Annotated in this window: 16 protein-coding genes; 8 read left to right on the top strand and 8 right to left on the bottom strand. The window is 54.8% G+C overall.

Annotated elements, in window-relative coordinates; translation table 11 throughout:
• Positions 1-94: 94 nt before the first annotated feature.
• Positions 95-1,381: a dicarboxylate/amino acid:cation symporter gene (locus FGI04_RS18330; RefSeq protein ID WP_168366734.1), complete on the top strand. Its 1,287-nt coding sequence runs from the start codon at positions 95-97 to the stop codon at positions 1,379-1,381.
• Positions 1,382-1,818: 437 nt separating this feature from the next.
• Positions 1,819-3,312: a M16 family metallopeptidase gene (locus FGI04_RS18325; RefSeq protein WP_342699677.1), complete on the top strand. Its 1,494-nt coding sequence runs from the start codon at positions 1,819-1,821 to the stop codon at positions 3,310-3,312.
• A 219-nt stretch (positions 3,313-3,531) separates the two neighbouring features.
• Here FGI04_RS18325 and kdgK read toward each other — a convergent pair whose 3' ends face one another.
• The 3 genes from kdgK to yhjD all read right to left on the bottom strand — a co-directional run bounded on the left by kdgK (position 3,532) and on the right by yhjD (position 5,857).
• Entirely contained in the window at positions 3,532-4,464 is a 933-nt protein-coding gene (kdgK, locus tag FGI04_RS18320) for a 2-dehydro-3-deoxygluconokinase (protein ID WP_342699676.1), read from the bottom strand.
• Positions 4,465-4,647: 183 nt separating this feature from the next.
• Positions 4,648-4,851, bottom strand: a complete 204-nt coding sequence (locus FGI04_RS18315; RefSeq protein ID WP_012886647.1) for a 2-hydroxymuconate tautomerase family protein — start codon at positions 4,849-4,851, stop codon at positions 4,648-4,650.
• A 31-nt stretch (positions 4,852-4,882) separates the two neighbouring features.
• The gene (gene yhjD, locus FGI04_RS18310; RefSeq protein ID WP_342699675.1) at positions 4,883-5,857 is read right to left on the bottom strand and encodes an inner membrane protein YhjD; all 975 of its coding nucleotides are present in this window, start codon (positions 5,855-5,857) and stop codon (positions 4,883-4,885) included.
• A 215-nt stretch (positions 5,858-6,072) separates the two neighbouring features.
• Between yhjD and FGI04_RS18305 the strand changes: the two genes are divergently transcribed.
• Positions 6,073-7,290: an MFS transporter gene (locus tag FGI04_RS18305; RefSeq protein ID WP_342699674.1), complete on the top strand. Its 1,218-nt coding sequence runs from the start codon at positions 6,073-6,075 to the stop codon at positions 7,288-7,290.
• A 58-nt stretch (positions 7,291-7,348) separates the two neighbouring features.
• On the opposite strand, the gene FGI04_RS18300 is transcribed toward FGI04_RS18305, so the two are convergent.
• Together FGI04_RS18300 and FGI04_RS18295 are read right to left on the bottom strand one after the other, a co-directional pair.
• Positions 7,349-7,912, bottom strand: a complete 564-nt coding sequence (locus tag FGI04_RS18300) for a DcrB family lipoprotein (protein WP_342699673.1) — start codon at positions 7,910-7,912, stop codon at positions 7,349-7,351.
• A 188-nt stretch (positions 7,913-8,100) separates the two neighbouring features.
• Positions 8,101-8,769 (bottom strand): 7-cyano-7-deazaguanine/7-aminomethyl-7-deazaguanine transporter, encoded by a 669-nt coding sequence (locus tag FGI04_RS18295; RefSeq protein ID WP_038906027.1) that lies wholly within the window; start codon positions 8,767-8,769, stop codon positions 8,101-8,103.
• Positions 8,770-9,150: 381 nt separating this feature from the next.
• On the opposite strand from FGI04_RS18295, the gene tusA reads away from it, so the two are divergent.
• Positions 9,151-9,396, top strand: coding sequence for a sulfurtransferase TusA (gene tusA, locus FGI04_RS18290; RefSeq protein ID WP_342699672.1), 246 nt, complete (start codon positions 9,151-9,153; stop codon positions 9,394-9,396).
• A 62-nt stretch (positions 9,397-9,458) separates the two neighbouring features.
• On the opposite strand, the gene FGI04_RS18285 is transcribed toward tusA, so the two are convergent.
• The gene (locus tag FGI04_RS18285) at positions 9,459-10,088 is read right to left on the bottom strand and encodes a lysoplasmalogenase (protein ID WP_407274344.1); all 630 of its coding nucleotides are present in this window, start codon (positions 10,086-10,088) and stop codon (positions 9,459-9,461) included.
• A 288-nt stretch (positions 10,089-10,376) separates the two neighbouring features.
• Here FGI04_RS18285 and FGI04_RS18280 point away from each other — a divergent pair, with 288 nt between their 5' ends.
• On the top strand, positions 10,377-10,703 hold the full coding sequence (locus FGI04_RS18280) for a DUF1820 family protein (protein ID WP_019845362.1): 327 nt from the start codon (positions 10,377-10,379) through the stop codon (positions 10,701-10,703).
• Positions 10,704-10,758: 55 nt separating this feature from the next.
• On the opposite strand, the gene FGI04_RS18275 is transcribed toward FGI04_RS18280, so the two are convergent.
• Together FGI04_RS18275 and rsmD are read right to left on the bottom strand one after the other, a co-directional pair.
• Positions 10,759-11,040 carry a DUF1145 family protein gene (locus tag FGI04_RS18275; protein WP_342699745.1) on the bottom strand — a complete coding sequence of 94 codons (282 nt, stop codon included), beginning with the start codon at positions 11,038-11,040 and terminating at the stop codon, positions 10,759-10,761.
• Positions 11,030-11,653 (bottom strand): 16S rRNA (guanine(966)-N(2))-methyltransferase, encoded by a 624-nt coding sequence (gene rsmD, locus FGI04_RS18270; protein ID WP_342699670.1) that lies wholly within the window; start codon positions 11,651-11,653, stop codon positions 11,030-11,032. Before rsmD ends, FGI04_RS18275 begins: the two co-directional genes overlap by 11 nt.
• 297 nt (positions 11,654-11,950) lie before the next feature.
• Here rsmD and ftsY point away from each other — a divergent pair, with 297 nt between their 5' ends.
• From ftsY to ftsX, 3 genes are read left to right on the top strand one after another with little or no spacing between them, the layout of a single operon-like run.
• Positions 11,951-13,339, top strand: a complete 1,389-nt coding sequence (gene ftsY / locus FGI04_RS18265) for a signal recognition particle-docking protein FtsY (RefSeq protein WP_407337091.1) — start codon at positions 11,951-11,953, stop codon at positions 13,337-13,339.
• A gap of 5 nt (positions 13,340-13,344) precedes the next feature.
• Positions 13,345-14,013 carry a cell division ATP-binding protein FtsE gene (gene ftsE / locus FGI04_RS18260; RefSeq protein WP_012886636.1) on the top strand — a complete coding sequence of 223 codons (669 nt, stop codon included), beginning with the start codon at positions 13,345-13,347 and terminating at the stop codon, positions 14,011-14,013.
• On the top strand, positions 14,003-14,980 hold the full coding sequence (gene ftsX / locus FGI04_RS18255) for a permease-like cell division protein FtsX (protein ID WP_342699667.1): 978 nt from the start codon (positions 14,003-14,005) through the stop codon (positions 14,978-14,980). Before ftsE ends, ftsX begins: the two co-directional genes overlap by 11 nt.
• The last annotated feature ends 225 nt before the right edge of the window (positions 14,981-15,205 follow it).

Genomic DNA, 15,205 nt, shown 5'->3' with positions numbered 1-15,205 from the left:
CTGTTATCGGGATGTTATTTTCCGACGCAAGCACAGGCGGCAATTTTATCGTTCTTTGTCCCCCGTGTCTTTTCCCATCAAAGGACGTCACACTATGAAAAAATCAATATTCAAAAGTCTCTACTTTCAGGTGCTTACAGCTATTACCATAGGGATATTGCTGGGTCATTTCTACCCGGCGCTGGGGCAGCAGATGCAGCCTCTGGGCGATGGATTCGTGAAATTAATCAAAATGGTGATCGCGCCAGTGATCTTTTGTACCGTCGTCACCGGGATTGCCGGGATGGAGAGTATGAAAGCGGTCGGACGCACCGGTGCGGCTGCGCTGCTCTATTTTGAGATTGTCAGTACATTGGCGCTGATTATCGGTCTGGTGGTGGTGAACGTATTGCAGCCTGGTGCGGGCATGAACGTCGATCCATCGTCGCTGAACGCCGCAGCGGTAGCGAACTATGCTACGGAAGCGGGTAAGCAAGGCGTGGTGCCGTTCCTGATGGATATTATTCCTTCCAGCGTCATTGGCGCGTTTGCCAGCGGTAACATCCTGCAGGTGTTGCTGTTTGCGGTCATGTTCGGTTTTGCTTTGCACCACCTGGGTGACAAAGGTGTGCTGATTTTCGACGTGATCGACAGTTTCTCCCGGGTCATTTTCGGCATCATCAATATGATCATGCGTCTGGCGCCGCTGGGGGCATTCGGTGCGATGGCCTTTACCATCGGTAAATATGGTGTGGGTACGCTGGTGCAACTGGGGCAGTTGATTATCTGCTTCTACATTACCTGTATCCTGTTCGTGGTACTGGTGCTGGGTACCATTGCCAGAGCCACCGGTTTCAGCATCTTCAAATTCATTCGCTACATTCGTGAAGAGCTGCTAATCGTACTGGGAACGTCGTCTTCCGAGTCCGCGCTGCCGCGTATGCTGGAGAAGATGGAAAAACTGGGTTGTAAGAAATCGGTGGTGGGTCTGGTTATCCCGACCGGCTACTCCTTCAACCTGGACGGCACCTCGATTTACCTGACCATGGCGGCGGTATTTATCGCCCAGGCAACCAACAGCCACATGGATATCTGGCATCAGATTACCCTGTTGGTGGTGTTACTGCTGTCGTCTAAAGGGGCGGCAGGCGTGACGGGTAGCGGCTTTATTGTGCTGGCGGCGACCATTTCTGCCGTAGGACATCTGCCGATTGCCGGTCTGGCGCTGATTCTGGGGATTGACCGCTTTATGTCCGAAGCCCGTGCGCTGACCAACCTGGTAGGCAACGGTGTAGCGACGGTAGTGGTTGCCAAGTGGTGTAAACAGCTGGATTCCAAACAGATGAGTGATGTGTTGTCCGGTCGTCAGGACGGCACGGCGGCACAATCCCGCCCATCCTGATAGTCAGATAGCGTAGTTCGGATTTTTTCCTGCCGGTTACCCACAGTTCGTTTCACGGACTGTGGGTAATTTTCATCCATTCTGTGTTAAATTTAGGCGCCACTAAATTTTTTACTCTTATTTTCACGTTGTTGAGTGACATAGACGAAAGCACGCTGTCTAACCTGATGGTACACTTCGCCTCTCGTTTTTTGTGGGGCGGCTATACCCGTCGTACTTCCAGTTGCAGGTGCGTTGGCTGCCCTCACTCACCCGGTTGCCGCGTTACAAGGCTCATATGAGCTTTTCCCTTGAAGGGCCCGCGTTTTGCGTTGTTCAAACGAGCGCGTTGTCCTGCAACTCGAACGATGTGGGTATGACACGTGAGGTGGCAGGACGATGTCGCCCGAATTCACAAAAACACACTGTATTGGTTAGTGATTAAAGTAGGGGTTCACATGCAGGGCACCAAATTTGGCCTTTTTGTTGGTGGAGTGTTGCTGGCGATGACAGTCGGCAACGTGCAGGCTGAAGCACTACAACCCGATCCCGCCTGGCAACAAGGCAAGCTGGATAACGGCTTTAGCTGGCAGCTTCTTGCAACACCCCAGCGTCCCAGTGACCGGATTGAACTACGGCTGATGATTAATACCGGTTCATTGACGGAGAATGCGCAACAGACGGGGTTTGCCCATTTTATTCCACGCCTGGCATTGTTGCCGCGCGATACCTTTTCTGCAGGTCAGTTGCCGTCCTTGTGGCAGCAATCTGAAAGCGAAACCCGGCCGTTGCCTCCAGCGACGACGTCGTATGATTTTACTTCGTACAACCTGAGTCTGCCGAATAACCGACCTGACCTGCTGAAAGACGCACTGAGCTGGCTGGCGGATACCGCAGGCCAGTTGCCGATTAATGATAAACGCATTGCATCAGCAATGAAGATGATTGACCCGGTAGCCACTGCGCCTGCCAATCCTCAGGACCCAAGCTGGCGCTATCGTTTGAAGGGATCGTCATTGCTGTCATACGCGCCAGGGCAGCCGCTGAAAGCAGCGGTAACGGCCGACCAACTGAGCAAATACTACAAAACCTGGTACACGCCGGATGCCATGACGTTGTACGTGGTGGGGAATGTTGACAGTCGTGCTATCGCAGAACAGATAGACAAGGCGTTTTCGCCGTTACAAGGGAAACGGGTGACGCCATCGCCGTTGCCGACGTTGTCTGCAATGCCGTCGACCCCGATAAGCCTGATGGATAGCACTGTGCGGCAGGATATTCTGTCGCTGGTGTGGGATATGCCCTGGCAACCCATTCGTGATTCAAAGGCGCTGGCTCGTTACTGGCATAGCGATTTGGCACGCGAGGCGCTGTTCTGGCACATGCAGCAGGCATTGACCAAAAGTCCGTTGAAAGACACTAATATCCGTTTTGACTGCAACGTGGTGTATGGCCGTGCCCAGTGTGCTATCCATCTGGATAATGTCACTGGTGAATCGGCGCAGACCGGCGTGACATTCCTGAGCAAAGAACTGCTGGCGCTACGGGATAAAGGGTTGTCTCAGGCTGAGTTCGAAACGCTGATGGCGCGCAAGACAGAAGAGCTGGGTAAACTGTTCGCGACTTACGCCCGTGCCAGCACGGACATTCTGATGGATCAGCGCCTGCGTTCGCAGAAAAACGGGGTGGTGGATATCGCACCGGAGCAATATCAGAAACTGCGTCAGAACTATCTGGCGTCTGTTACCCTGGAGATGCTGAATCAGGAACTGCATCAACAACTGTCTCAGGAAGCGACGTTGATGATGCTGCAACCACAAGGTGAGCCCGAAGCCAACATGAAGGCGTTGCGGGAAACCTATATGAGCATCATGAAGCCGGACAATAACGCCGCGTCAGCCACGCCGGACGCTGCCAGAACATCGCAGGATGAAAATTCTGCGGTGCGCTAACATCCCGCTCGCTAACGCGCAGTATTGGTTGGGGTAGGTAGCGTTGGCGTTCCGCTTGCTGTCGGTTTGGTAACCGGCAGCAAGAGGGCAACTGTCGTTCGGTAGCGATAATCGTGGTTTTATAGCAATAGCTTGATAGCAATAACTCGATAGCAGTAAAAACGCCGCTTCAGCATGATACTGAACCGGCGTTTTTTGTTGCGTCAGCTATGGCGCTGCTCAGGCAGGCATGGCTTCCTGCGGGATAATCGCACCGCGATATTGAATAACGGTACTGGCGGTCAGATGGCCGCGTTTGGCGGCATCCTCGGCACTGCCACCATTGAGACGTACTGACAGGTAACCGGCGCTAAATGAGTCACCTGCGGCAGTGGTATCGACGACGCTCTCTTTTGGCAGTTTAATGGCCGGAATTTCCAGCAGCGATTCGCCCTGAATGGACACCAGACAGGCATCTGCGCCACGTTTTATCACCACTTCGGTCACGCCGGCGCCGTGGGTGCGCTTGAGCACCTCGTCTATCGGCATCTCACCCCACAACATATCTTCGTCATCCAGCGTCAGGAAGGCGATATCGGTGCAGGCCAGCATCGCGCTGTACGATTGGCGGGTTTCTTCCTTGCTTTGCCACAGGCGCGGGCGGTAGTTGTTGTCGAAAATCACTTTGCCGCCGTTGGCGCGGCACGCACGCAGCACGGTCAGCAGACGTTCGCGACTGTGCTGATTGAGGATAGCCAGGCTGATACCGCTCAGGTAGATGTAGTCGAATTTCGCCAGTTGCTGGCTGATGGCTTCGGCATCCGGGCTTTCCAGCCAGTAACGGGCAGCGGCATCGTTGCGCCAGTAGTAAAACGTACGCTCACCGGTAGCGTCGGTTTCGATGAAATACAGCCCCGGTAATTTGTTGTCCAGACGTTGGATCAGATCGGTTTTGACACCTTCCTGCTGCCAGGACGCCATCATTTCACTACTGAAGGAGTCGGTACCCAGTGCAGTGACGTAGTGCACACCGAGCGCGTCTGGTTTTACCTGACGGGAGATATAGACGGCGGTGTTGAGGGTATCGCCACCAAAGCCACGGTTAAGATCCGCGCCTTTTTGTGACAGTTCAATCATGCACTCGCCAATAATCGCAATGTTCTTCATCGTCATGACAGCTGGCCTGTAAAAAAGAGAAGGTGAACCCAATGGAAACTAGCGCCAGTCTCAACATTACACAGCGTAGAGTCAATAGCGATGAAACGATGTTTTATTTTTTCATGATGTGGATCGGGAAAACCGCTTGTAATCCCGATCCTTGCCGCAGAGTGAATGATTAATACATTGTGTTTCCTGTTATGACTGCTGCTGGCGACGCTCGGTAACGCTCTGCCCGCCAATACCCCAATTGTCAGTTTCCACTTCATCAATAATGACGACGGTGGTGGCTGGGTTTTTCCCCAGCGTATCGACCAGCAACTGCGTTACACCGGCAATCAGCTGTTTCTTTTGTTCGGCGCTGGCGCCGTCTTTGGTGATGCGAATATTAACGAAAGGCATGGGGTACTCCTGGTTATCAGCGTGGTACACGTCAGGCGTCGGGTAACGGTGCCTGACGGCTGGCATCGTTTTTCGGGGTTGCCGTGGCTATCCAGGCGGCGCAGAACAGCGTCAGGCGTGCAAAGAAGTAGAAAAACGTCATCAGGCCGATAACAGAACCAAACGCGGCACCGGAAGGCGAGGTCGCCAGTTTGGGTAACGCCACCGTCATGGCGAATTTCAACACTTCAAAGCCGATGGCTGCCATTAATGTGCCGCGCAGCAGCGGTGTGCGTCGGGGATTATGGCGCGGCAACACCCACAGTATCCACAAAAACAACAGATAGTTGGCGAAAATAGAGATGGATAACGCAATTAACGTCATTGCCGGTCGCAGCCATTCAATGCCGCCCAGACCCAACGCCCGCACAATGGTGGCCTGCGCGCTACCTGCGACCGAGGTGAGAAAGAGCGTGATCCCCAGCGCCAGCAGCAGGCCAATCAGTGACAGGAAGTCCCACAGATAGCGCAGATACAGTTTCTCTTCTTCATGAGGCTGGCGCTCCCACACATCACGTGACTGGGCGCGAATCGCTTCGCGCAGATTGCCTATCCAGTTAACGCCGGAATAAAGCGCTATCAGCAAACCGGTCAATCCGACAGTCGTGCGCTGGCGCACGGCGGTGTTAACGGTGTTTTTCAGGGTGCGGGCAAGGTTCGGGTCGCTGATGCTGTTGACGATACGGTTGATAAGCCCCGTCAGCAGATCGGGGTTGGAGGCCAACACAAACCCAACCGTGGCGAATGACACCATCAAAATGGGAATCAACGACAGGAATGAAAAGTAGGTGATTGCGGCACCAAACTGGTTACCCATTCGGTCGTTAAAGCGTTCTCCTGCACGGATAAGATGCGCGATAGCCGGTACCGACTGGATGTGATGGAGCCAGCGGGTCAGACGACCGGGTTGTTGATGGGGCGTCCCCTGTTCGGTCGATGACGTGTGAGGGGCGGGCTTCACAGGCATGCGGTTTCTCCTGGACGTAATACGCCTGCTGAGTATAACGCAGGCGTACTACTGTTATGTCAAAGTGGTGATCATGTAAACGTTAACCTGTAAAGAAGGTATATCGCCTGGATTGATGCTGAAAGACGAAAATGTCTTGTTTATACTCGGAATATTAACGTTGTCTGTCCGCCGCGATCGCCTGTCGACGCGACCCGAAAGCGAGCCTATCCGTCATGCCTGTTGCCACACCGCCTGTAGCGCCGAAGCCTTCTCCCGGTGGCTTACGTTTGAATTTACGCATTATGTCTGTGGTGATGTTTAATTTTGCCAGTTACCTGAATATTGGTTTGCCGCTGGCGGTATTGCCGGGGTATGTGCATGAACATCTCGGGTTTAGCGCATTCTGGGCCGGTTTGGTTATCAGCCTGCAGTATTTTTCTACCCTGCTCAGTCGTCCTCGTGCTGGCCGCCATGCCGATGAAAAAGGGCCGAAGCAGGTGGTGGTGTTTGGATTGACGGGGGTACTGCTAAGTGGCGTGTTCTATGCGCTGGCCTCCTGGAGCGACAGCTCACCGATGTTGGCACTGGTCTTACTGTGTGTGGGTCGCTTGATTCTCGGGGTAGGACAGAGCTTTGCCGGGACCGGTGCCACGCTGTGGGGCGTTGGTGTGGTCGGGTCGTTACACATTGGCCGGGTGATTTCGTGGAACGGTGTGGCGACTTACGGCGCGATGGCGATTGGCGCGCCGCTGGGGGTATGGATTTATCATCTGGGCGGATTGCGTTTGCTGGCGCTGGTGATTGTGGTGGTAGCCGGTACGGCGATTTTACTGGCGCTGCCGCGTCCGGCGGTCACGGTCACGCCGGGTAAGAAACTACCGTTTCGTGAGGTACTGGGTAAGGTCTGGTTGTACGGTGTGATTTTGTCGTTGGCGTCCGCGGGATTTGGCGTGATTTCGACGTTTATCACGCTGTTTTACGCCAGCCATCAGTGGCAGGGGGCCGCGCTGACCCTGAGTGTGTTCAGTTGTGCTTTTGTTGGTACACGGCTGTTGTTCCCCAATGTGATTAGCCGTTTTGGCGGTCTGCGCGTGGCGCTGGTCTGTTTTGTGGTGGAAGGTACCGGTCTGCTGCTGGTGTGGCTGGCGTCTTACCCACTGATGGCGGAAGTGGGCGCGTTTTTCGCTGGTGCCGGGTTTTCACTGGTATTCCCGGCGTTGGGCGTGGTGGCCGTCAAAGCGGTATCTGCGCAGAATCAGGGCAGCGCGCTGGCGACATATACCATCTTTCTTGATCTATCACTGGGGGTGGCAGGACCGGCGGCGGGCGTCATGATGGCCTATACCTCTATCGATGCTATCTATCTGGCAGCGGCGGTACTGGCGTTGATGGGGTTGTTGCTGACGGCGCGATTGTCGTTGCGCGCGGGGCAGGAAGGTCGCGTGGGGTGAAGCATATTCCCGCCGTCAGCCGTTGTCGGCGCGGCGGGATAATCGAGAAGACGACGAATCAGTTCAGTTTCAGCGTGCTGATTATCTTGCCTGCGTCCGCCTGCGCCTGAGGCAAGTTATCTGCTGGCAGAGTGATTTGCAGCGTCAACAAGCGACTGTCTACTTTAGCCAGTACGATGGACGAGAACGCTTTCTGTCCATTGCTGGTCATGACACTGTCTAATTGTTGAATCTGGTGGCCGTTGATCTCAGTCGTTTTGTTGCCCAGTACCTGAAGGCTGGCGTCGCGGTTACGTTGCTGCTGTTCCAACCGTTGACCTAATGCCGGCAGATCCAGCGGCGTGTCATCACCGACAATCACGATGATGGCTTTCTGGCCGCTCTGATCCGCATAGACGTGCATGTTGTTGTTCTGATTGCCCAGTTTACCACTTTGGTCGCTCACGCCGTCTGGCAGGGTAAAGTTCAGTTTACCGGAGAGCAGAGACACATTCTGCACGGTGGTTTTTTCTGCCGCCGGTTTAGCGGCTGGCGCGGTGGCTTTTTTATCACTGTTGCCGTCACAGGCAGCCAGTGTAGCGGCCAGCAGACCAATACCGATATATTTCGCTAAGTTTGGCATGGGTATCCTTTCTTTCATCACGAACAAAAACAGAAGTGGCGCTATGGCACCTGATTCGGGGCATAAAAACAAGCGTTTTGTTATTACGCTGGCTGTTATTACGCCCGAATCAGGCTGGGGCAGGCAATTTTCCGGTTATTCCGAAACCCCTTTCTGGGCGGAAAGTCCGTTTTAAATAAAGACGCGTATCAGGCGGCCTGATTCTGGAACGGCGAGCTCCCTGGCTGGCTCAGGCGGCGCAGCAACATGTTAAGCAGTACGCCGTACATCGGCAGGAAGAAGACCAGGTTGATGGCGATTTTGAAGAAATAATCCACCGTCGCGATTTCCATCCAGTGGGTCGCCATGAACGGGTCGGTACTGCGATAGAAGGCGATAAAAAAGAACGCGATCGTATCGCTCAGGTTACCAAATACCGCGGAAGCCGCTGGCGCTACCCACCAGGCTTTGAGCTGACGCAGGCGGTTGAAAACGTGTACGTCGAGAATCTGACCCAGCACATAAGCCATCAGGCTGGCGGCGGCGATACGTGCGACCATCGGGTTCACCTGACTCAGCGCGCTGAAGCCCTGCCATTCACCTTTATAAAACAGGGAAGAGACCAGATACGAGGCGATCAAGGCCGGTACCATCACGGTCAGAATAATGCGGCGGGCCAGCGGCGCACCGAAAATACGTACCGTCAGATCAGAAGCCAGAAAGATAAACGGGAAGGTAAAAGCGCCCCAGGTGGTGTGAAAGCCAAAAATCGTAATGGGTAACTGCACCAGATAGTTACTGGAAATAATAACCAGAACATGGAAGAGCGACAGCCAGCACAGTGCTGTCAGCCGCTGTTGTGCGGAGAACTGAAACATAATGTGACCTTTTTTTGGTTATTGGGGTGAGGGAACCCAGACTATTGCCTCGTCATACCCGCCATGCTTCAGGTTACCGTCGCGCTGATCGCCCTTGTTTCAACCGATGACTGGCTCAGATAAACCCCGGGCGAGACGTTCGGATTCTGTCGTGCGGTAACTTGCGTTATTTAGGGTATATGCGTCTTTTTAACGCTAACGTGTCGGCATCATACCGCGTTGTTGCGGCTTTGCAATGCTTAGTCAGCACATCATTTTTGTGCTTATAATTCATGTTTGGCAGGCGGCTTGCACCCCCTCGTGGGAAGCGTAAACTACGCTGCAATCACGATGCCGCATAACTACGCCGCACAGTATTCGATAAGCATAATGAGACACTGAATGACCGATATTTTCGCCAATCCAGACCACACACTGGACGCACAAGGACTGCGCTGTCCGGAGCCGGTGATGATGGTGCGCAAAACGGTGCGCCAGATGGAGAGCGGGCAAACGTTGTTGATCATCGCCGATGACCCGGCGACCACCCGCGATATTCCCGGTTTTTGCCGTTACATGGAGCATGAGTTGCTGGCGCAAACGACCGAGCAACTGCCGTATCGTTATCTGTTGCGTAAAGGTGCGTAACTCACACATCACTAAACGTGTCACTAAAGTGTGCCCCCCGGTTGGCCGGGAGGCCGTTGCTATCAGACGTAAAGCGAACGCACTATCAGGAAATGGCCGCCAAAGTAACAGATAGCCATTAATGCCTGATAGGCACGGAAGCTAACGCGAAAGTGATTCACCAGCCAGATGGCGTGGCCGATGAATAACAGCAGCGTGCCTGCCAGTAACGAGAAGTTGGCGGCGTTGCCCAGCGAAAAATAGTGCTCCCCTGCAACCCATGCCATGAAGGCGGTCACCAACACCAGCGCGGTGACCATCAGACGCTCGGCTTTCAGCCGTGACCACAGCAGTGCCAGGAGCAGTGCCGACAGCAGTATCAGCGCCAGTGGTAACGGCCAGAACAAGCCCAGCGAAGGCTGAACGGTGAAAAAGCTGATGGTGTAGAGCACATGCGCGGCCAGATAGGCGGCCAGCGCGAACCGTAGTTTCTCACCTGAAAGCTGTAACAGCGCGTCACCTATCAGGGTGGCGGCCAGCCCCAGCACAACCAGATAACCGGGGATACCGAGTTGTGGTGTCTGCCAGACCATCAGCATCATCAGCAGCAGGGTGAGCGGTTTAAACAACCAGCGCTGCCAGACTGGGCCACGATAGCTGGCATCGACATACAGCCAGCCGGAAAAAAATACGGCAATAAAAGACCAGAGCATAGGGTGTCCTTTAATCGGGTGAATAAGGCGCCGCCCCGTCGTGTCGCGAAAGTCGGCGAGTTCGCTTTTTATTGGCCTGCCCGGCAGTGTGGTCACGCCGATAGGTGTTGCCTGTCTGAGTTAACGTGTTGTCACCTAAGTATAGGTAGAACTTGATAATGGGCGGTGCACTCCACGGCCTCGACCGGTCTGCCGGTGGAGAGGCGTCAGGCTTCATGCTATGTTAGCAGCCAGTTTTTGTGACGGAATGATGATACCCGACAACCCGCCGGGGGAGACGAACTTTTAATGAGCAATGAACCCGTACTTTACCGTATCCAGTTCATGAATAATGGTAAGAACTATCAGCTGTATGTACGCGAGCTGGTGCAGAGCAATCTGTTCGGATTTATTGAAATTGCCGACTTCGTTTTCGATAACCAGTCTGCGGTACTGGTTGATCCCACCACGGAAAAACTGAAAACGGAGTTTGCCGGTGTGGGCCGCAGCTATATTCCGCTTCAGGCGGTTATCCGTATTGATGCGGTGACCGGGCGCGATCGTGATAGTGCGCGTATTTCAGACCTGGGCGATAACGTCACCCATTTCCCTTATTTGCCCGGTAAAAAACCCTAAGCTATCCGGTGGCGCCTGTTGCGCCACCGTTTCCCCGCGGATAGATGGTTTGCCGTTAGCGTTTTTTACGCGGCGGCACCGGTTGTTTGCGCTGCCAGTCCAGTAATTCGAATACCCCAAACAGAAAAATGCGCAACTGCAACAGCCCGCTGAGCGGCGGGGCGTCTTTGGGTTGACTGGCTTTGAGTAACAGAAATTGCACGCCGTGCATCAACAGCATGAATCCCATCGCCAGCACCATGAAAATATTCAGCGGGCGGGGAAAGGGATGAATCAGGTTCAGAATCAAGAATCCCCATATACCCAGCATCAGCAGTCGGCCAAAGTTAATCCAAATGCTCATTGTTGCCTCCAGGCGTTGCGTCAGATGCGTGACGGATATAAAGACGATAGGAAACCTGTCCTGCGGTTTTTTCCCGGTGTAGCGACCAGGTGGGCGGAATGGCCAGCATGCGGTTTTCCGCTTCGGTTTCGATATAGATCCAGGCTTCTTCCGCCAGCCAGTCACCGGTTTCCAACAGCCGCAGTGTGTCGTCTAACAGACCACGGCGAAACGGCGGGTCAAGAAACACCACATCGAAAGGAAGCGCCGACGACGGTTTAGCCAGCCATTGCAGCGTGTCGGTGTTCACCACCTCGGCGTTATCAGCACGCAGTAGTGCCAGGTTTTGCGTCAGTTGGCGTGCAACATTGCGCTCGGCTTCCAGCAGCGTGGCGTGGGCGGCGGCACGGGACAGTGCTTCCAGGCCCAACGCGCCGCTACCGGCAAAACAGTCCAGACAACGTGAATGTGCAATCACCGGCGCGAGCCAGTTGAACAGGGTCTCGCGTACGCGGTCAGTGGTAGGGCGTAAACCGGGGCTGTCCGGCACGGGGAGTTTTCTGCCGCGCCATTGCCCGCCGATGATGCGGATTTGGCCGGGTGCGGATGTCGCTTGATGTTTTGCCATAACCTGTATTTTGCTGAAAAGGGTACCGACAGCTGCCCGTCGGATTTTGTGAGGCGTTATTTTAACGGTGGCAGCCGGTGTAGCAAATGTAAAGATGCAGTTAATGGGAGGAAACGCGGAAAAATCCCCCAAATTCGTAGATTTGTCGGTTGTTTGACACACCTGGTTACGGAGATTGTCACTCTCCCCGGTGGTCCGGCGCGTGTTGCTGGCGTCGGGAAAGTGTTAAACTCGTTGTTTTATTGACTTCATTGGTTATTGATCAGCCGCACTGGGTGGCAGGAGCGCAATTACACGATGGCGAAAGAGAAAAAGCGCGGATTTTTTTCCTGGCTGGGATTAGGGCGTCAGGACGAAGAGAAAACCGAACAATCGCAACCGGTGCCGGAAGCGACACAGACCGCAGATCAGACTGCGGATGACGCAACGCCTGCGGCGGTGGCATCGGCACAGAATATCAGTGAAACCGTACCCGAACAGCCGGTACAAGACGGGATGACAGCCGAAACGGCGCAAACGCCGTTGTCAGATGCGCAACCGTTGGGCACGGCAGTAGAAGCATCAACCGTAGCGCCTGAACAACCGGGCATGACGCTGGCAGCTGATACGCCAGACGCTGGCGTAGAAGATGTGCCCGATGTCGAGGCAGTAGACGACACCGAAACGCCAGATGACGTGCAAGTCGAGGAGCCTGCGGAACCCGAGCACGATACGGTGGCAGCGATGGCGGCTCCGGTCGTGTCGCAAGAGCAGGAGCGCCCGACCAAAGAAGGCTTTTTTGCCCGCCTTAAACGCAGCTTGATCAAGACCCGTGAGAATCTGGGTTCAGGATTTGTCGGTCTGTTTCGCGGTAAGAAAATTGATGACGATCTGTTTGATGAGCTGGAAGAACAACTGCTTATCGCCGATGTCGGAGTGGAAACCACCCGCAAAATTATCGCCCGTCTGACCGAACATGCCAGCCGCAAGCAACTGAAAGATGCCGAAGCGCTGATCGCGTTGCTGAAAGCGGAAATGAGCGAGATTCTGGCGAAGGTGGACATGCCGCTGGCTATCGACAGCAAGACGCCATTCGTCATTTTGATGGTCGGCGTTAACGGGGTGGGGAAAACCACCACTATCGGCAAGCTGGCGCGTCAGTATCAGGCGCAAGGTAAATCGGTGATGCTGGCGGCGGGCGATACGTTCCGCGCGGCGGCAGTAGAGCAGTTGCAGGTGTGGGGCCAGCGTAACAATGTACCCGTCGTGGCGCAGCACACCGGTGCGGATTCCGCCTCGGTGATTTTCGATGCGTTGCAGGCCGCCAAAGCGCGTGGCGTCGATGTGCTGATTGCTGATACCGCCGGTCGTTTGCAAAACAAATCGCACCTGATGGAAGAATTGAAGAAGATTGTGCGCGTGATGAAGAAGCTGGATGAAGACGCGCCGCACGAAGTGATGCTGACGCTGGATGCCAGCACCGGTCAGAACGCGGTCAGCCAGGCCAAACTGTTTAATGAGGCGGTTGGGCTCAGTGGCATCACGTTGACTAAACTGGATGGCACCGCCAAGGGCGGCGTGATCTTCGCTATCGCCGATCAATTCGGCATTCCTATCCGCTACATCGGGGTGGGAGAAAGTATCGATGATTTAAGGCCGTTCAAGGCGGATGATTTTATTGAAGCCTTGTTTGCCCGTGAGGATTAAAACGGATGATTCGGTTTGAGCAGGTCAGTAAGGCGTACCTCGGTGGTCGCCAGGCGTTGCAGGGGGTGGATTTTCATATCCGCCCGGCTGAAATGGTATTTCTGACCGGTCACTCTGGTGCGGGGAAAAGTACCCTGCTGAAGCTGATTTGCGGGATTGAGCGCCCCAGCGCGGGCCACATCCTGTTTGGTGGTCACGATATCAGCCGCCTGAAAAAACGTGAGGTGCCGTTTTTGCGTCGGCAAATCGGTATGATCTTTCAGGATCATCATTTGCTGATGGATCGCACGGTGTATGAAAACGTCGCTATGCCGCTGATTATCTCCGGTGCCAGCGCCGAGGATATCCGTCGCCGTGTGTCGGCGGCGCTGGATAAGGTCGGGCTGCTCGACAAGGCGCGCAGCTACCCGATTCAGCTCTCCGGCGGTGAACAACAGCGAGTCGGCATTGCCCGAGCGGTGGTGAATAAGCCTGCCGTACTGCTGGCGGACGAACCGACCGGCAACCTGGATGACGCGCTCTCCGAAGGCATTCTGCGCTTGTTTGAAGAGTTTAACCGCGTGGGCGTCACCGTGTTGATGGCAACGCATGATACCGGGCTTATCGCCCGTCGCCATTATCGGGTACTGACGCTGGCGCAAGGTCGCATGCTGGGAGGTCACGATGGCGAATAATACCCGCATGCAGCGAACCGCCAACAACACCAAATCCAAGTCCCGTTCTTTGCAAGGTGGCTGGCAGGAACAGTGGCGGTACGCCTGGGCTAACACCCTGCGCGATATGCTGCGTCAGCCGTTGGCTACGTTATTAACCATCATGGTGATCGCCATTTCACTGACACTGCCCAGCATCTGTTATCTGGTGTGGAAAAACGTCAGTCAGGCGGCGTCACAGTGGTATCCCACACCGCAATTGACGGTGTATCTGGACAAGTCGCTGGATGACAACGCCGCCGAAGCGGTGATTGGCAAAATCAAGGCGGAAGATGGCGTAGATAAGGTCAACTACCTGTCACGCAATGAAGCGATGGGCGAGTTCCGTAACTGGTCCGGTTTTGGCGGCGCGCTGGATATGCTGGAGGAAAATCCACTGCCGGCGGTGGCCATTGTCTCGCCGAAGCTGGGCTTCCAGTCTAACCAGACACTCACGACCTTGCGTGATCGTATCGCCGCTACTCAAGGGGTGGATGAAGTGCGCATGGATGACAGCTGGTTCTCCCGTCTGGTGGCCTTGACCGGGCTGGTGGGTCAGGTGGCAGCGACGATAGGCATTCTGATGGTGGTGGCGGTCTTTTTGGTGATCGGCAACAGTGTGCGGCTCAGTATTTTCAGTCGTCGTGAAACCATCAATGTGATGAAGCTTATCGGTGCGACGGACGGTTTTATCCTGCGGCCGTTCCTGCATGGCGGTGCGCTGCTGGGGTTTTGCGGCGCGGTATTGTCGTTAATCCTGTCGCAGGCGCTGGTCTGGAAGTTGTCAGGGGCGGCGGCACAGGTGGCGGCGGTATTCGGCACCACCTTCATGGTACGCGGGTTGGGCTGGGATGAAGCGCTACTGCTGATTCTGGTCGCAGCGATGATTGGCTGGCTGGCGGCCTGGCTGGCAACGGTACAACATTTACGCCGTTTTACACCGCAATAACCTGTATCGACGTCCAGCCTGATGGTTTTCTGGTATACTCTTCCCCCGAAGTGCGTGACGCCCGGCGGGGGAAGTGTGTAACTAAGATCGTGAGTTTGTGCCTTCCTTTCTTCGCTGTTCGCCAGCCTGTCTTTCACCGCGCTTCCATCTTGATATGAAAAATAAGATGGTTAAAAATGGTGGAACTTGTGCAGTTCGTCACACTCTAAACCGGTGGTAAGCCCT

The sequence above is a fragment of the Dickeya ananatis genome (genome assembly GCF_019464615.1).
GTDB classification, from domain to species: domain Bacteria; phylum Pseudomonadota; class Gammaproteobacteria; order Enterobacterales; family Enterobacteriaceae; genus Dickeya; species Dickeya oryzae.
This window is presented reverse-complemented; position numbering and strand designations above follow the sequence as displayed.